Below are 21,446 nucleotides of genomic sequence, written 5' to 3'. Positions count from 1 at the left end.
CCTTGCCGGCTTTCAGCGCAGGAACGGCAGGGTCGTCAACCGCTTAACCACGATCAGATGACGTACTCGACCGACTTCACCTGCGTCGCCGCAGCGCGCTTGGCGATCAGTTCGGCGTGAAGCGCGCGCACGGTGTCGCTGCCACGGCTCTTGCACGCGAAGGGCAGCAGCGCGTGGACGAAGCAGGCGATGCTGCCCGCCAGCATGCGCGCGCCGAACCGCGCCGCGACCGCCATGTGCTGCCAATAAGTCTCGCCGAGGGTGGCAGGGTGATCGGTAAACAGCTTCATGGTCGCTTCCCTTGCAGGTTGCCTAACATGCGTCGAGCGAGTTGCCCAAGCGTGTCGTCGCGCGCGCCCATCACGACGATCCGGTCGCCTGGCCGGGCAAGGGCGACCAGCATCGAGGCCGCTTCCTCGCGATCGGCAAGGTGGCGCGCGTCGCGGCCGAGTGCGGCGATGTCGCCGGCAAGGGCGTCGCTACCGACCTCGCGCGCTACGGTGCCGCCGAAATAGACCGGGTCCGGCAGCGCGAGCACGTCGCCCTCCGCCATGCCGCTGGCGAACGCCTCGGCCAGTTCGTGCCGGAGCTGCTTGAGCGGCCCGTAACCGTGTGGCTGGAACAGCAGCAGCAGCCGGCCGGGAAACGCCCGCAGCGTCGCCAGCGTGGCGGCGATCTTGTCCGGGTTGTGCCCGAAATCGTCGATCACCGCGATGTCGTTGGTCGTGCCGATGAGCTCGAAGCGACGGGACAGACCACGGAACCCGGCGATGGCCACAGCGGCTTCCGCGATCGGGACGCCCGCGGCGGCACAGGCGGCGAGTGCTGCGAGCGCGTTGTAGACGCTATGTAGACCCGGCACCTGAAGGCGGACGCGGCCAACCGACTCGCCTTCGTCGACCAGCTCGAAGGAGATGGCGAACGGCTCCTCGCGGATGTCGGTCGCGGTCAGGTGCGCATCGGCCTGAAGCGCGAAGGTGGTAAGGAATTCCGGCCCTACCGTATCGATCAACGCTCGGGCTTCGCGGTCGTCGTTGTTGACGACCGCCCAGCCCGCCTTGGCGATGAACGCGCCGAACAGGTCGCGCAACTCGTCCAGCTCCTTGTGATCGCGGCTGACGTTGTTCAGCACGGCGATGTCGGGATCGAACAAGGCGATCGACCCGTCGCTCTCGTCGACCTCGCTGACGAAGGGGCTGCCACCGCCGACCAGCGCACTGGCGAAGGGCGCATCCGGCGTGGCGAAGTTGCTCATCACCGCGCCGTTCATGACCGTGGGATCGTCGCCACAGGCGTGCAGGATCCAGCCGATCATCCCGGTGACGGTGGATTTGCCGCTGGTGCCCGCCACGCCGATCGGCTGCTCGCTGGCGTTGAACAGCTCGGCGAGCAGCGCGGCGCGGGTCATCCGACTGGCACCTACTCGGGCAGCGGCAACCATGTCGGGCACGCTGTCCTCGACCGCCGCCGAAGCCACCACGATCTGATCGGCGGAGACGACGCCGCTGCCGTCCTGCGGGTGCAGGCCGATGCCGAGCGTCCGCAGCGCGTCGAACTTGGCCGGCACGCGGCCCGCGTCGAGCGAGCGGTCGCTGCCCTCGACCAGCGCCCCGCGCCCCGCGAGGATCATCGCCAGCGGCATCATGCCCGAACCGCCGATACCGACGAAGAAGTAGCGTTTGCCGTTCACCATGGGGCCGCGCTATCGCGGCTTCGATGGACACGGGCAAGCGCGGAGGGGAGAGGTGAAGATCGGCGTGCTCGCCGCCTCGTCGGTCGCCAGTCCGGACGCGATCGCGCCGGTCAGCGGCTTTGCCGCGGTCGCGTTTCCAGAGGTCGACCTGCAGTTCCACCCGCAGGTGTACGCCAAGGCGGGGCATTTCGCCGGCAGCGACGAGGTGCGGGCCGACGCGTTTCTCGAGTTCGCCAACGATCCCGGCATCGACGCGATCTGGTTCCTGCGCGGCGGCTACGGGTCGAATCGGCTGCTGACGACGGTCATGCCCCGGCTTGGCCCGGCGGCGCGCAACAAGACCTATCTGGGCTATTCGGACGTCGGCTTCCTGCTCGGCGCCCTGTACGCGCGGCGCATCGGGCGGTCGGTGCATGGCCCGATGGCGAGCGAGATACGGCGGCAAAAGGGCGACCAGACGGTCGCGCGCTCGCTCGGCTGGCTGGCGCGCAAGGATCGGACCGGGCTGGAGCCGGGGCTCGACGCTGGTCCGTCGAAGGGACGCCCGGCGGCGGCGTTCAACCTGTCGATCCTGACTGCGATGATCGGCACCCCCTGGTTGCCGGACCTCGCCGACCACGTCCTGCTGATCGAGGATGTCGGCGAACCCATGTATCGGTTCGACCGCATGCTGTGGCAGCTGGCGCACGCGCCGCAGCTCAAGGGTATCGCCGGCATCCGGCTGGGCGCGCTGACCGACATCGTGGCCAACGATCCACCCTGGGGGGAGGAGCCGGAGGCGATGGTCACGCGCTGGTGCGCGGAAATGGGCGTGCCGTATCTGGGCCGGGCGGAGATCGGGCATACGCAGGCAAACCGCGTGGTGCCGTTCGGGATAGCGTGAGGTTGTCCGGACGCTCCGCCGTGCAGCTCGATGCAGCGCACAAAGATCAGCCCTACCCGGCGAAAGCCGGGGCCCAGCCGGCCGCGCCGCGGACTGGACCCCGGCTTCCGCCGGGGAAGCCTGGTGGATCAGCGGCGTCGCCCGTCGTGGATGGTTGGCAGAGCCGGCGAGCTACTGCTATGCAACGCCGCGATGATCCCGTTCCGCCCCATCGCGCGAACTAGCCGCTGAGCCGCCGCCCGGTGTTGTCCGGGCCTGCGCGCTTGCGAACCCTGTTACCGACACTCTAGGCGAGCGTACGCGCGCCAACACGGAAGCTTCCCATGTCCGCCATGTTCAAGATTTCGCTCCCGGACGGCTCGATCCGCGAAGTCCCGGCGGGCAGCACGCCTGCCGATGTGGCCGCCGCGATCGGCCCCGGACTTGCCAAGGCGGCGATCGCCGCGCGCGTCGACGGCGAGCTGCGCGACCTGTCGCGGCCCTTCGACGGTAATGCGCACCTGGCGCTGGTGACCTCCCGCGATGAGGCCGACGCGCTGGAGCTGGCGCGGCACGACTTCGCGCATGTCATGGCGGAGGCGGTGCAGCACCTGTTCCCCGGTACGCAGATCACCTTCGGCCCTTCGACGGCGGACGGCTTCTATTACGACTTTGCCCCGAAAGGCCGGCAGTTCACCGAGGAGGACCTGCCCGCGATCGAAGCGGAGATGCGCGCAATCATCGCCCGCAACGAGCCGTTCCGGCGCGAGGTATGGAGCCGCGAGCAGCTGATCGAGACGTGGAATCGCCAAGGCGAGACGTTCAAGGCCGAATGGGCGGCGGAACTCCCCGATGGCGAGGAATTGACGATCTATCGTCAGGGTCAATGGCTCGACATGTGCCGCGGGCCGCACATGCCCTCGACGGGACGGCTCGACGCGCAGGCGTTCAAGCTTACGCGCGTGTCGGGTGCCTATTGGCGCGGCGACCAGAACAACGCGATGCTCAGCCGCATCTACGGCACCGGCTGGCTGAGCAAGAAGCAGCTCGACGCGCACCTCACGATGCTGGAGGAGGCCGCAAAGCGCGACCATCGCCGGATCGGGCAGGACATGGACCTGTTCCATCTTCAGTCCGAGGCGCAGGGGTCGGTGTTCTGGCACCCGAACGGCTACATCCTGTGGCGCGAGCTGGAGGCGTATATGCGCCGGCGGCTGGATGCCGCCGACTATGCCGAGGTCAAGACGCCGCAGTTGATGGCGGCGCGGCAATGGGAGCAATCGGGGCACTGGGGCAAGTATCGCGAGAACATGTTCGTCGTGCCCGACGAGATCCCGGGGACGGATGATGATGCGGCGGTCTTCTCCGGCACCGCCGACCTGCTCGCGCTAAAACCGATGAACTGCCCGGCGCATGTCCTGATCTTTCGCCAGGGCATCAAATCTTATCGCGACCTGCCGATCCGTATGGCCGAATTCGGCTGCTGCCACCGCAACGAGCCGCATGGCGCGCTGCACGGTATCATGCGCGTCCGCCAGTTCACGCAGGATGACGCGCACATCTTCTGCCGCGCGGACCAGCTGGTCGAGGAAGTGGCGCGGTTCTGCGACCTGCTCGATGTCGTCTACAAGGACCTCGGGTTCGACGGCTATGCCATCAAGCTCGCCTTGCGACCGGAGCAGCGGTTCGGGTCCGACGAAATGTGGGACTGGTCCGAACAGTCATTGCGCGATGCGGTGATTGCGACGGGGCGCGACACGGCGGCGTATGGCTGGGAGGAGCTGCCGGGCGAGGGGGCATTCTATGCGCCCAAGCTGGAGTTCCACCTGACCGACGCGATCGGCCGGACGTGGCAGGTCGGCACGATCCAGACAGATACGGTGCTGCCCGAACGCCTCGACGCGAGCTATGTAGGCGAGGACGGCGAGCGGCACCGGCCGATCATGCTCCACCGCGCGATCCTGGGATCGTTCGAACGCTTCATCGGCATCCTGATCGAACATCACGCCGGTCGCTTCCCGATGTGGCTGGCGCCGGTGCAGGTGGTAGTGGCGACGATCGTCTCGGATGCCGACGATTACGCACGGGAGGTGGTGAAGGCGCTGAAGGCGACCGGTCTGCGCGTCGAGACGGACCTGCGCAACGAAAAGATCAACTACAAGGTGCGCGAACACTCGCTCGCCAAGGTGCCGGTGCTGCTGGTAGTAGGCAAGCGCGAGGCTGACGAAGGTACGGTCGCGGTGCGCCGTCTGGGTAGCCAGGGTCAGGAGATGCTCTCGCTCGGCGCCGTGGTCGCCGCGCTGACGGCGGAGGCGACGCCGCCGGATCGACGCTGATGCCCGCGATGGCACGTACGACATGCCTTGATCATTAACGCGGACGGTCTATCGCGCCGACCGCAAACGCACTACATAACCCATCGAACAATTCTGGAGTTTATACCCATACCTCCCCCCACCATGCGCCGTCCCAATCAGGCGCCACCGATGAATGGGCCGCGATTCAACGAATGGATCGTCAGCCCCAAGGTCCGCGTGATCGATCACGAGGGTGAAAACCTGGGCGTGATGTACACGCGCGAGGCGATGGCCGCCGCTCAGGAGCTGGGCCTCGACCTGGTCGAGGTGTCGCCGAACGCGGACCCGCCGGTCGCCAAGTATCTGGACGTCGGCAAGTTCAAGTACGAGGCGCAGAAGAAGGCGAACCTCGCGCGCAAGTCGCAGAAGACGCAGGAGATCAAGGAGATCAAGATGCGTCCGAACATCGACGACCACGACTATGACACCAAGATGAAGAAGGTGAACGAGTTCATCGAGGAAGGCGACAAGGTGAAGGTCACCATGCGCTTTCGCGGTCGTGAGTTGAGCCACGGCAATCTCGGCATGGCGGTGTTGCAGCGAGTCGCGGAGGCCACGGCGGAGATCGCCAAGGTCGAGGCTTATCCGCGCATGGAAGGCCGGCAGATGCTGATGGTGCTGTCGCCCAAATAGACTCGCCGCTCTGGTCGAGGCCAAGGCGGTTGGCATATGCGCGTGCTCGGCTGTCGTCGGCGGCGCAGTGTAACATCCGCGCTACACCCCATGTTCGAATTCGCGGGATGGTCCACAATTCGGTAGCATCGTCGTCGCTGACCGCCTAGGCGGCTGCCATACTCAAAACTCTAAAAAGCATTTGGAGAGCGTTGCCATGCGCATTGCTGCGTACCTGATTTCCGTTGCCGCCGTCGCCCTTTCGGCACCCGCTTTCGCGCAGGACGCCACGCCTGCGCAGCCGACGCCGCAGACGGCGCCCACTCCGGACACCGGCGCTGCGTCCGTTACGCAGGCACCAGAGGGCGACATGCCGACGCAGGACATCGTCGTCACGGCGCAGGGTCGTGCGCAGGTGCTGGCCGACGTGCCGGTGGCGATCTCCGCAGTGACCGCCGAGACGTTGCAGAACTCCGGTGCCAACGACATCCGCCAGCTCAACCAGCTGGCACCGTCGCTGCTCGTGTCCTCCACCGGCTCCGAGGCCAATGGTTCGCCCCGCATCCGCGGCATCGGCACCGTGGGCGACAATCCGGGCCTCGAAAGCTCGGTCGTGGTGTTCATCGACGGCGTCTATCGCTCGCGGTCGGGCATCGGCCTCAACGAGCTGGGCGAGATCGATCGCATCGAGGTGCTGCGCGGCCCGCAGGGCACGCTTGGCGGTCGCAACTCGTCGGCCGGTCTGATCAGCATCATCAGCAAGTCGCCCTCCTTCGACCGCATCAGCGCGGGCGGCGAGGCGACCTATGGCAATTACGACTTCCTGCGTCTGGCGGGCGGTCTCAATGTGCCGTTCAGCGATTCGATCGCGGCACGGGTGGACGGCGTCTACGTCAAGCGCGACGGCTTCTACCGCGACACGGCGAACGATACCCGGGTCAATGATCGCGATCGGTATTTCGTGCGCGGCCAGCTGCTGCTGGAGCCGACGTCTGATATCCGGGTCCGCCTGATCGGCGATTACAGCAAGCGCGAGGAAGCATGCTGCGCCGCCATCTACGTCGGCCGCAGGATCAACCCGGCGATCGGCAACCTCAACACCCCTGCGACGCCGCTGACCACGGGGCTGGCCAACGGCAACAACATCATCAACGTCCTGACCAATCTCGGGCAGAACCCGGCCGCGTTCAACCAGGGCTATTCGCGCGACGTCTCGGTGACGCCGGGCCGTAGCTATGACGGCACCACGCGCGATTGGGGCGTCTCCGGCCAGATCGATTGGGATTTCGGTGCCGTCAACCTGACGTCGATCACCGCCTATCGCGATTATTATAACGACCAGGCCGGCGACGTCGATTACGGCACCGTGGACATCCTCTACAACGCTGCCGATGGAGACAATCGGCGCGCGTTCAAGACCTTTACGCAGGAACTGCGGCTGAACGGCACGGCGTTCGGCGACAAGCTCGACTGGCTGATCGGCGGCTTCTATGTGGACGAGAAGTTCCGCGGCAAGAGCAACCTGAAATTCGGCAGCCAGTATGGCCGCTTCGCGACCTGCCGCATCATCTCCGGCGGCGGTCTGGCCGGGCTCTACTCGCCGACCAGCCCGGGCTGCGTTGCACCGGGCGTCGGGCCGGCGACGCTGGCAGGCGCCGGCGGCGCCGACGTGGCGGCGGGCTTCGTCACGCTGGACGGCATCAACAATGTCGGCTCGACGCCTGACCGGTACAGCCAGAACATGCGCAGCTTCGCGGCGTTCACGCACAACATCATCCACCTGGCGGACACGCTCGATCTGACGCTTGGCCTGCGCTACACCGACGAGCGCAAGCGCTTTGGCGCGACGTTCGGCAACAACAACGTCGGCTGCGTCTCGCTGCAGAACACGCTGACCGACGAGGCGAACATCAACGCCACGCAAATCGCGGCAACGCCGGGTCTGGCCACCCGCCAGGCACTGGCACGCGCGCTGATCGGGCTGGGCTGCCAGGGCAACTCGACCGCCGAACTGAACGGGGTGAGCATCGCCGACGAGCGGTCGGAGGACGAGTTCACCGGCACCGCGATCCTGTCGTGGAAGCCGACCGACGACCTGCTGATCTACGGCAGCTTCTCGCGCGGCTACAAGGCGGGCGGGTTCAACTTCGACCGCTCCGCGCTCAAGCGGCCGCTGCAGCCGATCGCCAACGGCACGCTGACGACCACCTTCGCGGCGCTCGGCGGCGCACAGGCGCTGGTCGGCAATCTGCAGTTCGAGCCGGAGAAGGTAAATGCGTTCGAGATCGGCGCGAAATATTCGACCGGTCCGTTCAGCCTGTCGGTCGCGGGCTTCCGCCAGGAGTTCAAGAGCTTCCAGCTCAACACCTTCGACGGCACCGTGTTCATCGTCCAGAACGTCAACGGCTGCACCGAGAGCCTGAGCGGCGCCGATCGCGATCAGAGCAAGTTCGCCGGTGCGGCGAACTTCAACGCCAACGCGGATGCGACCGGCGCATGTGCGTCGGACAACATCGGTTATGGTGTCGTCTCGCAGGGCGTAGAGCTGGAGGCATCGCTGGTCCCGGCGCGCAACTTCCGCGTCTCGGCCGGTCTGACCTATGCCGACACCAAGTATCGCGACAATCTGGTCGGCAACAATGCCGGTGCGCCGCTCAACCAGGCGTTGCGCAAGCTGCCGGGCGACAACCTGTCGAACGCGCCGGAAGTGGTGGTGACCGGTTCGGCGGCATGGACGCCCGACATCGGCAGCAGCGGCCTGTCGGCGCTGTTCTATGTCGATACCCGCATGTCGAGCGACTACAACACGGGCTCCGATCTGTTCCCGCAGAAGGAGCAGGACGGTTTCGCGCTGGTCAACGCCCGCATCGGCATCCGCGGGCCGGACGAGCGTTTCGCGATCGAGTTCTGGGGCCAGAACGTGTTCAACAAGGACTATGCCCAGGTCGCGTTCAACTCGCCGTTCCAGGAAGGCGCCGCAACGGCCAGCTTCCAGGACCCGCAATATCCGGGTGGTCGCCAGATCTTCTCGCAGTTCCTCGCGGAGCCGCGGACCTATGGCATCACGCTGCGCGGCAAGTTCTAAGGCGCAGCCGGCTCCACCGGTGGGCGGCAGAGCCGCGCGTCCGGCGCGGCTTTGCGGTGCCGAAGGTTGTGATCTGCTAGATTGAAGGGCTGGTCTGCCGCGTGGTGGGCCAGCCCTTCGCTTGTCTGGGAATGGCAGCTGACGCCCACAAGCTGACGTTGGAACCGCTCGTTCCCATCGCTAGAGAAGCCGGATGGGGTACATTCTGGTTTTCATCGGAGGCGGGATCGGAGCGACCCTGCGGCACGGCGTCAACCGTGCCTCCCTCATCTACATTGGCGCAGGCTTTCCCTACGGCACCTTGATCGTGAACGTGGTCGGCGGCCTGCTGATGGGCGTGTTGGCGGGGCTGTTTCTGCTCAAGACGGGTGTGGGAGAAGGGACCCGGCTGTTCCTTGCTACCGGCGTTCTGGGTGGCTTCACGACCTTCTCGGCGTTCAGTTTGGATGCGGCTCTGATGTGGCAGCGGGGGGAATACGCGCCGCTCGTCGTCTACGTGGTAGGATCAGTGGTGCTTTCGATCGCGGCAGTCGCGCTCGGTCTAGGGACCGTTCGCTCATTGACGTGACGTGACATTCAACGTCCGCTTTACACCACAGGCCGACATTGGTCCGTGCCTTCGCCCGGATTGCCACCGATCATGCCGGCGGCTGCCACAGCTCGATAGCGTTCCCCTCGGGATCGTGAATGCGCGCAAAGCGGCCCGTGTCGGGGTGGTCCCATTCGGGATCCGTCTTCACCGCGATGCCAGCGTCCTGCAACCTGGCGATCAGAGCATCCAGATCGCTGACGCGCAGGTTGAGCATCCATTGCTTGTCGGCCGCAAAATAGTCGGTGTCCGCCTTGAACGGGGCGAACACGGTCGGGCCGCCCTGCGCCTGCCAGTACCATTCGCTGCTGGTCTCGGTCGGGTCGGACGCGCAGCCGGCGCCGACGTCGAGGTGTTGGCGATACCAGGCGTTGAGCGCGTCGGGATCGCGCGCACGGAAGAACAGGCCACCGATGCCGAGTACGGGCATGTCTTACACTCCTCCAGGATCTCGGGACTGTACCCGCCGTTCGTGTCGAGCGAAGTCGAGACACCATGTTCCTCGACTTCGCTCGGAACGGACGCGGGTAGTCATCAGCATCGCCCTACGCCGCCATGTCCCAAGCCTCGCCCGCCGCGGCGGCAGCAAGCCGGCGTTCGAGCGTCTTCAGCCGTGCCGCGCTGTCCAGCTTGTCGCCGGTCAGGTCGGTTAGATAAAATGTATCCACCGCGCGCTCGCCATAGGTGGCGACATGGGCGGAATGGATCGTCACCTTCGATTCGAACAGCGCCAGCGCGAGCTGGTTCAACAGCGCCGGCCGGTCGCGGGCGTTGACCTCCACCACGGTGAACCGGTTGGAGGCGCGATTGTCGATCAGCACGTTGGGCTGGATGGAAAAGGCATCGGCGCGCGACCGGGCGGCGGGCTTGGCGACCAGTCGGTCGGCAAGCTTGCCGCGATTGGCGAGCGCGTCGGCGATCACCGTCTTGAGCCGCGCGAGCTGGCTCTGGTCGTCGAACGGGCGACCCCACGGGTCCTGAACCAGGAAATTGTCCACCGCCATGCCGTCGCGCGTGGTGTGGATGCGCGCATCGATGATGTTGCCGCCCGCGACGTGGATCGCACCCGCGATGCGATAGAACAGCCCCGGATGATCGGCGGCACAGACGGTCACCAGCGTCGCGCCGCGCTGGGCATAGACCTGCGCGTCGATCGCGAGGCTGCCGTCTCCCGCGCCGTCGATGAACCGCGCGTTGTGAAGCAGCACGTCGTCGGGCTCGGCGACCCAATAGGCTTCCGGCAGGCGGCGGACATAGGCGGCGAAGCGCTCGTCGGGCCAGCCGAGGGTGGCCTGCAAGGCGACCTGCTTCGCGGAGATGCGCTCGCTGCGTCCGCGTTGCTTGTGGCCGAGCCGCAGCACTTCCTCCGCCGCCTCGTATAGGTCGGTGAGCAGCTGGCGTTTCCAGCCGTTCCACGTCCCCGGCCCGACCGCGCGGATGTCGACGATGGTCAGCATCAGCAGCAGGCGCAGCCGTTCCGGGCTTTGCACCGTCGCCGCGAAGTCGAGAATGGTCTTGAAGTCGGACAGATCGCGCTTGAACGCGGTGGCGGACATCAGCAGATGGTGGCGCACCAGCCAGCTGACCGTCTCCGTCTCCGCCGCCGTCAGTCCGAAACGCGGGCACAGCCGCTCGGCCACGGCCGCGCCCAGCACCGAATGGTCGCCGCCGCGCCCCTTGGCGATATCGTGCAGAAGTACGGCCGCGTACAGCACGCGCCGCGACACGACCTGACCCATGATTGCCGCACCCAGCGGGTGATCGGCGTCGAGCATCCCGCGCTCGATCCGCGACAGCAGGCCGATCGCGCGGATGGTGTGCTCGTCGACGGTGTAGTGATGGTACATGTCGAACTGCATCTGTGCGACGACGCGGCCGAAATCCGGCACGAAGCGGCCCAGCACCCCGGCCTCGTTCATCCAGCGCAGCACCAGCTCGGGGTCGCGCGGGGAGGTGAGGACGTCCAGGAAAAGCGCATTGGCGCGCGCGCCGCCGCGGCAGTCGGCGATCAGTCGCGCGTCGCGCGCGGCGGCGCGCATGGTGAGGGGGTGGACCTCCAGCGACTGGCTGTCCGCAAGCGCGAACAGCTCAACCAGCCGGACGGGGTCCTCCGCGAAGAAGTCGTCGCGCGGCAACGCAAGCCGGCCGCGATCGAGCACGAAGCCGTTCAGCCGGCTCGGCCGGCGCCGGATCGTGGGCAGACCGAAGCGTCGCCCACGCGCCGCGAAGCTTTCGTCCAGATGCGCCAGGAACACGCCCGTCAGGTCGCCGACGCCTTTCGCCTGCAGGAAATAGAATTGCATGAAGCGTTCGACGGCGGACTTGCCCGGCCGCTCGCGAAAACGCATCCGCGTCGCGACCTCGCGCTGGACATCGAAGGTTAGCCGGTCCTCGGCGCGGCCGGCGATCAGGTGCAGGTGACAGCGCACCGCCCACAGGAAATTGTCGGCACGGTTGAAGCGCCGGTACTCCGCCTTCGTGAACAGCCCCTTGTCGACCAGCTCGCCGGCGCGCGTCACGTCATGGACGTATTTGCCGATCCAGAACAGCGCGTGCAGGTCGCGTAGACCGCCCTTGCCCTCCTTGATATTGGGTTCGACGACATAGCGCGTGTCGCCCATCTTGCGGTGACGCGCGTCGCGCTCGGCGAGCTTGTCGGCGATGAACTGGCGTTCGGAGCCACGCTGCACCTCCGCCTTGAAGCGCGCCTGTGACTCGGCATGCAGGGCCTTGTCACCGGCGACATAGCGCGCTTCCAGCAGCGCTGTGCGTACCGTCACGTCCGCCTTTGCCTGGCGGATCATCTCGTCGAGCGATCGCGTGGACTGGCCGATCTTCAGCCGCAGGTCCCATAGCGCGTACAGCATCGATTCGATCACCTGCTCGCCCCATCCGGTCTGGCGCGACGGCGTGACGAAGCCGATGTCGACATCGGAATGTGGCGCCATCTCGCCGCGCCCATAGCCGCCCACCGCGAGCAGCAGCAGCCGTTCTCCCGAAGTCGGATTGGGCAGCGGGTGCAGGCGCTCGACGGTAAAGGCGAACAGCGCGCGCAGGATCGCGTCGGTCAGATAGGCACCGGCATTGGCGGCCTCCAGCCCACGCGACGGGTGTTCGGCGAGACGGCGGGCGATCTCCGCGCGCCCGGCGTCGAGGGCCACTGCCAGCATCGCGGTCGCGGCGCGGCGGAGGGCGGGCCGCTCCTGCTGGGGCAAGGACAGCAGCGCGTCGGTCACCGCGCGCCGGTCGATGATGGCGCGGCGGGTCGGAAGGTGATCGAAACGACCGGTCATCGTCTGACCGCATAGCGCCCGCTTGACGCCTGCGCAAAACAGGCTGCCTCTGGAACCAATGCGTGATCGCGGAGTCGTTGGCGGATGTGGGTCACACAATCATGAGCAAGGGTCCGCGTCGGCCGCTCTATCAGGATATCCAGCCGCCGGAACTGTTCCGCGCCGGGGTCGCGTTGCGACGCAGCTACCTGACCGGACCCGCGGATACGCCCGAGGAGACGGAGCTGGCGCGGCTCATCGAAGATGTCGAGCAGCCTGAGCAGACGGTGCTCCACTTCGGCCCGCTACCGCCGATTGACCGGGGTTGAAGTTTGCCAGCTTGATCAAGTCCCTCCCCGGCTGAAGCCGGGGCCGAGTCGGCCGCGCCGCCCACTGGACGACTGATTCAGCGGCTCTGCATCCAATCCTAAGCCTCGCGCGCGATGGACTTGAGACGATACAGCGTCTCCAGCGCCTCACGCGCGGTTAGTGCGTCCACGTCCAACTCCTCGACCGCGCGTCGTAACGGGTCACTCTTCACTTCTTCGATCGCCTGCGCGGCGGCGAACAGGGGCAGGTCGTCCAGTCCCGCCGCCAGCCCACCCGTCCGCGCGCGGCCCGCCTCCAGCTTCGCCAGCACCGCCTTCGCGCGCGCAACGGTGGCGGGTGGCATGCCCGCCAGGCGCGCGACGGCGAGACCATAGCTGCGGTCGGCCGGCCCGTCGGCGAGTTCGTGCAACAGCACCAGCTCGCCCTTCCATTCGCGCGCGCGGACGTGATGCAGCGACAGCGCCTCGCAGCGCTCCGCCAGCCGGGTCAGCTCGTGATAATGCGTGGCGAACAGGCAGCGGCAGCGATTGTCCTCGTGGATCGCCTCTACCACCGCCCAGGCTATCGCCAGGCCGTCATAGGTTGAGGTGCCGCGCCCGACCTCATCGAGGATGACGAACGAACGCGGGGTCGCCTGTGCAAGGATCGCGGCGGTCTCGACCATCTCGACCATGAAGGTGGAGCGGCCGCGCGCGAGATTGTCCGACGCGCCGACGCGGGAGAATAGCCGGTCGACAAGGCCGAGCGTTGCGCTGGTAGCCGGAACGTAGCTGCCGGCTTGCGCGAGTACCGCGATCAGCGCGTTCTGGCGCAGGAAGGTCGATTTCCCGCCCATGTTGGGACCGGTCACGAGCCATAGCCGCGAGGCTTCGGACAGACGGCAGTCATTGGCGATGAAGCGGTCGCCGCGTTTCGCCAGCGCCGCCTCCACAACCGGGTGGCGGCCACCTTCGATCTCGAAACAGGCATGATCGACCAGCTTGGGTCGGGTCCAGTTCCCTTCCGCCGCCCGCTCCGCCAGTGCTGAGGCGACATCCAGCCGGGCGAGCGCGTCCGCGGTGGCGGCGATCGCCTCGCGCGTGGCGAGCGTCGTTGCGGTGAGCTCTTCCAGATGCGCTGCCTCTGCGGCGAGCGCGTGGGCACCCGCCTGCGACACGCGCGCGGCGACCTCGTGCAGCGCAGGCGTGTTGAAGCGGACCACGCCCGCGAGCGTCTGGCGATGCGTGAAGCCGCTGTCCGCGCGCATCAACGGGTCGGCGGCGCGCGCGGGCACCTCGACATGATAGCCGAGCACGTTGTTGTGGCGGATCTTGAGCGTCGCGACGCCGGTTTGAGTGCGTAGCTCCGCCTCCAGCGCGGCGATCGAGCGGCGTCCGCCCGCACCCGTGTCGCGCAGCGCGTCGAGCGCTGCGTCATAGCCGGCAGCGATGTAGCCGCCGTCGCTCGCATCGATCGGCGGCGCGGGGACGAGCGCGCGGCGGAGCAGATCGATCAGCGTGCCGTGACCGCGCAGGCTCGGTGCGAGCGTGGCGAGGAGGAGTGGGCGCTCGGTGCGCGAGGCAAGCTGCTCGCCCAGTGCCCAGGCAGCGTCCAGGCCATCGCGCAACTGACCCAGGTCGCGCGGGCTGCCCCGCCCCGCCGCCAGCCGCCCCAGCGCACGGCCGATGTCGGGGGCCGCGCGCAGGGCGGCGCGGAGCTTCTCGCGCGCGGCGTCGTCGGTCAGGAACAGCGCCACCACGTCGAGCCGCGCCTGCACCGCGTCGCGATCCATCAGCGGCGCCCCGAGATCGGTGGCGAGCAGTCGTGCCCCGGCGCCGGTGACGGTGCGATCGACCGCGTCGAGCAGCGAGCCCTTGCGTTGACCCGCCGCCGTGCAGGTCAGCTCCAGGCTTTCGCGCGTCGCCGCGTCGATCGCCATCGTCTCCGCCGCGCGACGCAGGACGGGCGGGCGCAGGAAGGGCAGGGTGCCGGTGGCGGCGTGCTCCAGATACGCGACCAGGCCACCGGCCGCCGCCAGCCCGGCGCGGCTCCACTGACCGAACCCGTCGAGCGTCGCGACGCCGTACAGCCGCTTCAGCCGCGCCTCGCCCGCGCTGCTGTCGAAATCGGCGCGGGGCCGCAGCACGGTCGCGCCGGCCCCATCGCCTGCATCGGATGCGATCGTCTCCGCCGCCTGCAACCGGGCGAGTTCCGCAGGCAGCCCGGCGCCCGTCGTCTCGATCACCTCGAACCGCCCGGTCGACACGTCGGCGGCCGCGAGTGCAAATCCGCCACCCGCTTCGCCGATCGCGACGCACCAATTGTCCGCCTTCGCGTCGAGCAGCGCCTCCTCGGTCAGCGTGCCCGCGGTGACGAAGCGCACGATGCCCCGCCCGACGAGCGCCTTGGACCCGCCGCGCGCCTTGGCGGCGGCGGGCGTCTCGGTCTGCTCCGCGACCGCGACGCGGTGCCCTGCCTTGATCAGTCGCGCGAGGTACGCCTCCGCCGCGTGGACCGGCACCCCGCACATCGGAATGCGCGCGCCGTCATGCTCGCCCCGCGCGGTAAGCGCGATGTCGAGGCACGCGGCGGCGGCCCTGGCGTCCTCGAAGAACAGTTCAAAGAAGTCCCCCATCCGATAGAACAGCAGACAGTCGGGCGCCTGCGCCTTCAGCGCCAGATACTGCGCCATCATCGGGGTGGGGGGCTGCGTCACCATGCCCGCCCCGGATAGCGGGCAGGGCGGGCGGGGGATACGGGTCAGTGCGGCTGGTTCAGCATCGCGAACACCTCATCGTACGTGCCCTTGCGCTCGGCATCGCGAAGAAGGCCGACACGCTCGACGCAGATCTCGTGCGCGGCCGGGTTCGCCTCGATCAGCGTCATCACCTCGTCGATATAGGCCTGCAGCGGCATCGACTGGGGGTTCTCCGCATGACCCGGCAGCAGGTCGGTGGCGACCGCCGGCGGGACGATCTCGACCACGTCGATCGCGGTGTCCGCCAGCTGCGTGCGGAGCGATTGCGACCAGCTGTGGATCGCCGCCTTGGTCGCGTTATAGGTGGGCGTCGCGGCCAGCGGCACGAAGGCAAGCCCGGAGGATACGGTCACGATCGAAGCGTGCGGCCGGCCTTTGAGATGCGGGAGCAGCGCGGCCGTGAGCCGGATCGGGCCGAGCAGGTTGGTGGCGATCATCGCCTCCGCGTCGGCGGTGTCGTATGCGTCGCCCGCAAGCTGCTCGGGCACCATGATCCCGGCGTTATGGATGACCACGTTCAGCGTCGGGTGCTCCGCGACGACGCTTGCGGCCAGCGCGGCGATCGAGGCGGGGTCGGCCATGTCGACGGTCGCGGTGGCGATGCCGGCATTGTGCCGCGCGACCGCCTGCAACGGCTCGGCACGGCGCCCGGCGACGATCACGCGATTGCCCTTGGCGTGCAGCGCCTCCGCCAGACCCTTGCCGATCCCCGTGCCGCCGCCGGTGATCAGGATCGTGTTGCCAGTGATGTTCATGAACCGTCCTCCTAAAAGCTGGACGCGAGATAGAAGCGAGGGTCACGAACGGAAAGAAGGCACCGGAAAGCGGGGTACTTACTTTCGGGATACCACCGTCAGCGTATCGCACGATTATCCAGAGAACCTGGACCCGCGTCGAGGCGCTGGTGACGGAGATCATCGGCCGCGTTGCCGGCAAGTGGACGATGATCGTGCTGGAGGCGCCGGCCGAGCATGGCGAACTGCGCTTCTGGCCGAACAGTGCGAGGGGATCAGTCAGAAGATGCTGACGCAGACCGTGCGCCTGGTGGAGCGCCACGGCCTGCTGATCCGGACCGTTCACGCGGTGGTGCCGCCTCGCGTCGACTACCGCCGACCCAGCTGGGCACGGACCCGAGCGAGGCGTTCTGCGGCCTATGGGTATGGGCCGCGAACAACGTCGATCGCATCGAGGCCGCGCGGCGGAAGTTCGCCGCCCGCTCGCCGAACTAGCTTCCATACCCAACGCCGATCGCTAAGACACTGCCGGCAGGAGCCCCCCCCATGTCCGACGATCCCTCTCTGCAATTCTCCGAACGCGAGGCGTTGCTGTTCCATTCGGAGGGGCGGCCGGGCAAGATCGAGATCATCGCGTCCAAGCCGATGGCGACGCAGCGCGATCTGGCACTCGCGTACAGTCCCGGCGTCGCGGTGCCGGTGCGCGCGATCGCCGACGATCCGGCGCTCGCCTATGACTACACCGCCAAGGGCAATCTGGTCGCGGTCATCTCCAACGGCACCGCCATCCTCGGCATGGGCAATCTCGGCGCGCTGGCGTCGAAGCCGGTGATGGAAGGCAAGGCGGTGCTGTTCAAGCGCTTCGCCGACGTCGACTCGATCGACATCGAGCTGAAGACGGAGGACGTCGACCGCTTCATCGACGCCGTCGAGCTGATGGAGCCGACCTTTGGCGGCATCAACCTGGAGGACATCAAGGCCCCGGAATGCTTCATCATCGAGCAGACGTTGCGCGAGCGGATGAACATCCCGGTCTTCCACGACGACCAGCACGGCACCGCGATCATCACCGCCGCCGGGCTGATCAACGCCTGCCTGCTGACCGGGCGTGCGCTGGCCGACGTCAGGATCGTCGTCAACGGCGCGGGCGCGGCGGCGATCGCGTGCACCGAGCTGATCAAGGCGATGGGCGTGCGCGGCGACAACGTCATCATGTGCGACCGCAAGGGCGTGATCTGGCAGGGACGCGGCGATGTGAACCAGTGGCAGTCCGCGCATGCCGCCAACACCGACCGCCGCACGCTGACCGAGGCCCTGCACGGGGCGGACGTCTTCCTTGGCCTGTCGGCGGCGGGCGCGCTCAGACCTGAGATGGTCAAGGACATGGCTCCGCAGCCGATCATCTTCGCCATGGCCAACCCCGACCCGGAGATCACGCCACCCGAGGCGCGTGCGGCGCGGCCGGACGCGATCATCGCCACCGGCCGGTCGGATTACCCGAACCAGGTCAACAACGTGCTCGGCTTCCCCTTCATCTTCCGCGGCGCGCTGGACGTGCGCGCGACGGGGATCAACGACGCGATGAAGATCGCCGCCGCGATGGCCATCGCGGAGCTTGCGCGCGAGCGGGTGCCCGAAGAGGTCGCCGTCGCCTATGGCGTGCGCCACAGCTTCGGCCCGGAATACATCATCCCGGCGCCGTTCGACCCACGGCTGATGGAGGTGGTGCCCGCCGCCGTCGCCAAGGCGGCGATGGATTCGGGCGTCGCCACCAAGCCGATCCTCGACCTCGCCGCCTATCGCCAGTCGCTCCGCGCCCGGCTCAACCCCACCACGTCGGTGCTCAGCCTCGCCTATGACGGCGCGCGCGCGCGGCCCAAGCGCGTGCTGTTCGCGGAAGGCGAGGAGGAAGTGGTGCTGCGCGCCGCGATCGCCTTCAAGGAGGGCGGCTACGGCACGCCGGTGCTGGTCGGGCGCGACGACGTCTACGATCGGCTGGCGGCGCTGGGGGTCAAGGATGCGGCCGGCTACGAGGTCCACAACAGCCGCACATCCGGTCACATCGAACGCATGGTCGACTTCCTCTACGCGCGCCTGCAGCGAAGGGGCCACCTGCGCCGTGACGTCGAGCGGATGATCAACCAGGATCGCAACATCTTCGGCGCCGTGCTGCTGCAGCTGGGCGAAGCGGACGCGATGATCACCGGCACCACGCGACCCTATGCACAATCGTTGCGCGAGATCAGGCGGGTCATCGATCCAGAGGTCGGACGCACGCCGTTCGGCATCCACATCCTGGTCGGGCGCAGCCACACGGTCTTCATCGCCGACACCACCGTCAACGAGCGGCCGTCGGGGGAGGAACTGGCCGACATCGCCGAGCAGACCGCTGCGGTCGCGCGCCGGATGGGCCACGAGCCGCGCGTCGCGTTCCTCAGCTATTCGACCTTCGGCAATCCCGAGGGTCGCTGGCTCGACAATATCCGCGAGGCGGTCGGCGTGCTTGATGGTCGGCAAGTCGGGTTCGAGTACGAGGGCGAGATGGCGCCCGATGTGGCGCTCAACCCCAGGCAGTTGGCGCGCTATCCCTTCGCGCGGCTCTCCGGTCCCGCCAACGTGCTGATCATGCCGGGGCTGCAATCCGCGAACATTTCGGCCAAGTTGTTGCGGGAATTGGGCGGCGACGACATGATCGGTCCGATGCTGATCGGGATGGAGAAACCCGTGCAGATCGCACCCATGACCGCGACCGCGAGCGAGCTGGTGACGCTGGCGGTGCTGGCGGCGGGCGGCATCGCGCGGTGACGCTCGGCCGGGCAGCGCGAACCGCGGTCGCGGGACGCCTGCTCGGCACCACGTTGCTCGTCTTTGCCACGCCGGCCGGTTCGAGCCCCACCGATGCCGCGCAGCGTCAGCAGTCGCCTGCGGCGACCCCGCTTCCCGCGCTTCCTCCGGCGCTGATCGACGACACGCTCGATGTCGCGGGTGCCGAGATAGAGGGCCGCAAGGTCCGATCGCGGATGACCGTGCCGGTCCGGATCAACGGGCAGGGGCCGTTTCGCTTCGTGGTCGACAGCGGTGCGGACACCTCCGTGATTGGCGAGCGGGCGGCAAAATCGATGCGGCTGCCGGCAGGAACGCCGGTGACGCTGCATGGCATCACCGCCAGCGGACAGGTCGATCGCGTGCTGGTGGACAGCCTGGGCCTCGGCGAACACGCGTTCACGGCGCTGGAACTGCCGGTGCTCAAGGATGCCGATCTGGGCGGCGCCGGGATGCTGGGGATCGACGCACTGGTCGAACAGCGGCTGTTGCTCGACTTTGAGAAGCGGATCATCAAGGTGGAGGATGCCGCCCGGCCGGCGCGCCGGCTGGACGGCGAGATCGTGGTCACCGCGCGACGTCTGCGCGGCCAGCTGATCCTGACGCAGGCGCGCGCCAATGGCCGTCCGGTCAACGCGGTGATCGACACCGGGTCCGAGATCACGATCGGCAATCTGCAACTGCGCGATCAGCTGGCGCGGCGCTACGGTGACCGCTTCACCACGATCGCGGTGACGGGGGTGACGGGCGTCACGGTCGATCTGCAACTCGCGCGCATCGCCGAACTGCGGCTCGGCTCCGTCCTCCTGCAGGACGTGCCGATCGCGTTCGCCGATGTGCCGCCATTCCGGGTGTTCGGCCTGGCGGATCAGCCGGCGCTGCTGCTGGGCACCGACCTGATGGAGACGTTCCGCCGCGTGTCGCTCGACTTTCGCCGGCGCAAGGTCCGCTTCCAGCTGCGGCGCTGCCGGTCGGAAGGCGTCACCATCAATACTTCCGCGCACGGCGCACCGTCGCGGATCTCGATGACCGACGGCACGAAGGCGGCCTGTGTGCGGTAAGCAAACATGAACAAAACTTGATGATCCAAGCCACCGGACAAGGTGCATCATCGGGGTGACGGTTCGAGTCGAGCTGAGCGGGGCCTCACCGTGGTGGCGGACGCGGATCACCCCGAAATCGCAGACGCTCAACGCCTGACACAAAGCCTGGGGTCGCGATTGCCGGGGCAGGTAACGCTTCGCGAGAGTGCCCGAACCGATCGCTGGCTGCTGCGATCCTTGCCTGCGCGCAAGGGTAGGAGCCGGCCCTCTTCCGACCGCTGGGTGCTGCGGCTGCGTGCAGGTATCGAACAGGTCGGCGACGCGGCCACGCCAGGCTCCATGCCGGTTCAGGTCCCTGAGTGCGTTTGTCGCCGATCCGTCAGGGCACTAGCGGTGAAGGCGGAAACTCGCCCACGGACTCCCGAGGCGCGCTGGCCTTGCGACCGCGGATCGCGTCAATTTCGGCCTGGCGACGGTTCAAATACGCCTTGCGCCGCGCGGCATAAGGGTCCGGGGCGGCGCGGACATCTTTCAGCGTCTTGTCGATGTCGGCGCGGTAGCTGAGCAGGCTGAAGCCGCTGATTGCCGCCGCCACCGTTCGGTCGCTGAGCGGCGGAACCGAGCTGATCGGCACCATCGCCTGATCGATGCTGCTGCCGATAAGGTCGCGCAGGGTGGTTGCGCCGATCAGCGGCAGGAAGAAGAACGGGCCGGGCTTCACCCCGTACAGCGCGAGCGTGTTGGCGAAGCTGTTGCGCCGCCGCGGCAGGTGAAACGGCTTGCGCTTGGCAATGTCGACAAAGCCAGCGACTCCGATCGTGGTGTTGATCGCGAACCGGCCCAGCGTTTCCGCCGCCTTGCCGGGCTTGAGCTGCAGCAGATAGTTCACCGCGACGATCGGCTCGCGCAGATTGCCCAGAAAATTGCGCACGCCGTCGCGCACCGGCCTTGGCAATGCGCTGGTATAAGCCCGCGACATCGGCCCGATGAGCGCGTCGTCGACCGCCTGGGTCGCGTCGAAGCTGACGGCATTGATCGCCGCCGCGGGATCGCCGCGGGTGTCGCGCGCGGTGACGACCACGTCTTCCCCTGGGACGACCGGCTCTGGAGCGGGCGGTATCTGGACGACGGGCGGTGGCGTCTCCGCGACGACGGCGGGAGTTGGGGGCCGCTGTTGCTCGGTCACCACCTCAACCGGCGGTACGACGGGCGTGAGCTGCGGCATCGCGACCGCGAGGGCCGACAGGAACACCAGAACGCCGATCGGCCCGACTCCGCTACACCGCCTGCCGTCGTACCCTACGGCCGC

General features: G+C 67.6%; 15 protein-coding genes and 1 pseudogene. 9 read left to right on the top strand and 7 right to left on the bottom strand.

Going from position 1 to position 21,446, the window contains the following annotated elements; all coding sequences use genetic code 11:
- Window positions 1–53: 53 nt before the first annotated feature.
- Complete coding sequence (locus JWN21_RS08390; protein WP_299648309.1) at window positions 54–290, bottom strand: DUF6356 family protein; 237 nt, start codon at window positions 288–290, stop codon at window positions 54–56.
- A complete protein-coding gene (gene murC, locus JWN21_RS08385) occupies window positions 287–1,693 on the bottom strand; it encodes a Mur ligase family protein (protein ID WP_299648306.1) in 1,407 nt (468 codons plus the stop codon). Before murC ends, JWN21_RS08390 begins: the two co-directional genes overlap by 4 nt.
- A gap of 52 nt (window positions 1,694–1,745) precedes the next feature.
- Here murC and JWN21_RS08380 point away from each other — a divergent pair, with 52 nt between their 5' ends.
- The 5 genes from JWN21_RS08380 to crcB all read left to right on the top strand — a co-directional run bounded on the left by JWN21_RS08380 (window position 1,746) and on the right by crcB (window position 9,177).
- Window positions 1,746–2,576: an LD-carboxypeptidase gene (locus tag JWN21_RS08380; RefSeq protein WP_299648315.1), complete on the top strand. Its 831-nt coding sequence runs from the start codon at window positions 1,746–1,748 to the stop codon at window positions 2,574–2,576.
- 323 nt (window positions 2,577–2,899) lie between these two features.
- Window positions 2,900–4,891, top strand: coding sequence for a threonine--tRNA ligase (gene thrS, locus JWN21_RS08375; RefSeq protein WP_299648302.1), 1,992 nt, complete (start codon window positions 2,900–2,902; stop codon window positions 4,889–4,891).
- Window positions 4,892–5,014: 123 nt separating this feature from the next.
- Entirely contained in the window at window positions 5,015–5,545 is a 531-nt protein-coding gene (gene infC / locus JWN21_RS08370) for a translation initiation factor IF-3 (RefSeq protein ID WP_299648299.1), read from the top strand.
- A 196-nt stretch (window positions 5,546–5,741) separates the two neighbouring features.
- Entirely contained in the window at window positions 5,742–8,609 is a 2,868-nt protein-coding gene (locus JWN21_RS08365) for a TonB-dependent receptor (RefSeq protein WP_299648296.1), read from the top strand.
- A gap of 193 nt (window positions 8,610–8,802) precedes the next feature.
- Complete coding sequence (crcB, locus tag JWN21_RS08360) at window positions 8,803–9,177, top strand: fluoride efflux transporter CrcB (protein WP_299648293.1); 375 nt, start codon at window positions 8,803–8,805, stop codon at window positions 9,175–9,177.
- Between the two features lie 70 nt (window positions 9,178–9,247).
- Here crcB and JWN21_RS08355 read toward each other — a convergent pair whose 3' ends face one another.
- Complete coding sequence (locus JWN21_RS08355; protein ID WP_299648290.1) at window positions 9,248–9,628, bottom strand: VOC family protein; 381 nt, start codon at window positions 9,626–9,628, stop codon at window positions 9,248–9,250.
- 115 nt (window positions 9,629–9,743) lie between these two features.
- Window positions 9,744–12,491, bottom strand: coding sequence for a [protein-PII] uridylyltransferase (locus JWN21_RS08350; RefSeq protein WP_299648287.1), 2,748 nt, complete (start codon window positions 12,489–12,491; stop codon window positions 9,744–9,746).
- Between the two features lie 101 nt (window positions 12,492–12,592).
- Here JWN21_RS08350 and JWN21_RS08345 point away from each other — a divergent pair, with 101 nt between their 5' ends.
- Window positions 12,593–12,799, top strand: a complete 207-nt coding sequence (locus JWN21_RS08345) for a hypothetical protein (protein ID WP_299648284.1) — start codon at window positions 12,593–12,595, stop codon at window positions 12,797–12,799.
- 98 nt (window positions 12,800–12,897) lie between these two features.
- On the opposite strand, the gene mutS is transcribed toward JWN21_RS08345, so the two are convergent.
- Window positions 12,898–15,474 (bottom strand): DNA mismatch repair protein MutS, encoded by a 2,577-nt coding sequence (gene mutS / locus JWN21_RS08340; RefSeq protein ID WP_299648312.1) that lies wholly within the window; start codon window positions 15,472–15,474, stop codon window positions 12,898–12,900.
- Window positions 15,475–15,539: 65 nt separating this feature from the next.
- Window positions 15,540–16,292, bottom strand: a complete 753-nt coding sequence (locus JWN21_RS08335; protein WP_299648281.1) for an SDR family oxidoreductase — start codon at window positions 16,290–16,292, stop codon at window positions 15,540–15,542.
- A 188-nt stretch (window positions 16,293–16,480) separates the two neighbouring features.
- On the opposite strand from JWN21_RS08335, the pseudogene JWN21_RS08330 reads away from it, so the two are divergent.
- The 3 genes and pseudogenes from JWN21_RS08330 to JWN21_RS08320 all read left to right on the top strand — a co-directional run bounded on the left by JWN21_RS08330 (window position 16,481) and on the right by JWN21_RS08320 (window position 20,155).
- Window positions 16,481–16,766 (top strand): annotated as a pseudogene (locus tag JWN21_RS08330) (winged helix-turn-helix transcriptional regulator).
- Between the two features lie 51 nt (window positions 16,767–16,817).
- A complete protein-coding gene (locus JWN21_RS08325; protein WP_299648278.1) occupies window positions 16,818–19,076 on the top strand; it encodes an NADP-dependent malic enzyme in 2,259 nt (752 codons plus the stop codon).
- Window positions 19,073–20,155 carry a retroviral-like aspartic protease family protein gene (locus JWN21_RS08320; RefSeq protein ID WP_299648274.1) on the top strand — a complete coding sequence of 361 codons (1,083 nt, stop codon included), beginning with the start codon at window positions 19,073–19,075 and terminating at the stop codon, window positions 20,153–20,155. Before JWN21_RS08325 ends, JWN21_RS08320 begins: the two co-directional genes overlap by 4 nt.
- A gap of 361 nt (window positions 20,156–20,516) precedes the next feature.
- Here the strand turns inward: JWN21_RS08320 and JWN21_RS08315 are convergent, their stop codons facing one another.
- Window positions 20,517–21,389, bottom strand: coding sequence for a VacJ family lipoprotein (locus JWN21_RS08315; protein WP_299648271.1), 873 nt, complete (start codon window positions 21,387–21,389; stop codon window positions 20,517–20,519).
- Between the last annotated feature and the right edge of the window lie 57 nt (window positions 21,390–21,446).

It is taken from the genome of Sphingomonas bacterium, from assembly GCF_028292945.1.
GTDB lineage: Bacteria > Pseudomonadota > Alphaproteobacteria > Sphingomonadales > Sphingomonadaceae > Sphingomonas.
The sequence above is the reverse complement of the archived record's forward strand: the minus strand, read 5'-3'. Positions and strand labels throughout refer to the sequence as shown.

Bases quoted from the DNA above. Each gene is read 5' to 3' on its own strand.
- crcB (WP_299648293.1), top strand. From the start codon at position 8,803: ATGGGGTACATTCTGGTTTTCATCGGAGGCGGGATCGGAGCGACCCTG.
- JWN21_RS08365 (WP_299648296.1), top strand. From the start codon at position 5,742: ATGCGCATTGCTGCGTACCTGATTTCCGTTGCCGCCGTCGCCCTTTCG.
- JWN21_RS08390 (WP_299648309.1), bottom strand. From the start codon at position 290: ATGAAGCTGTTTACCGATCACCCTGCCACCCTCGGCGAGACTTATTGG.
- thrS (WP_299648302.1), top strand. From the start codon at position 2,900: ATGTCCGCCATGTTCAAGATTTCGCTCCCGGACGGCTCGATCCGCGAA.
- JWN21_RS08350 (WP_299648287.1), bottom strand. From the start codon at position 12,491: ATGACCGGTCGTTTCGATCACCTTCCGACCCGCCGCGCCATCATCGAC.
- infC (WP_299648299.1), top strand. From the start codon at position 5,015: ATGCGCCGTCCCAATCAGGCGCCACCGATGAATGGGCCGCGATTCAAC.
- JWN21_RS08325 (WP_299648278.1), top strand. From the start codon at position 16,818: ATGTCCGACGATCCCTCTCTGCAATTCTCCGAACGCGAGGCGTTGCTG.
- JWN21_RS08335 (WP_299648281.1), bottom strand. From the start codon at position 16,292: ATGAACATCACTGGCAACACGATCCTGATCACCGGCGGCGGCACGGGG.
- JWN21_RS08345 (WP_299648284.1), top strand. From the start codon at position 12,593: ATGAGCAAGGGTCCGCGTCGGCCGCTCTATCAGGATATCCAGCCGCCG.
- JWN21_RS08355 (WP_299648290.1), bottom strand. From the start codon at position 9,628: ATGCCCGTACTCGGCATCGGTGGCCTGTTCTTCCGTGCGCGCGATCCC.
- mutS (WP_299648312.1), bottom strand. From the start codon at position 15,474: ATGATGGCGCAGTATCTGGCGCTGAAGGCGCAGGCGCCCGACTGTCTG.
- murC (WP_299648306.1), bottom strand. From the start codon at position 1,693: ATGGTGAACGGCAAACGCTACTTCTTCGTCGGTATCGGCGGTTCGGGC.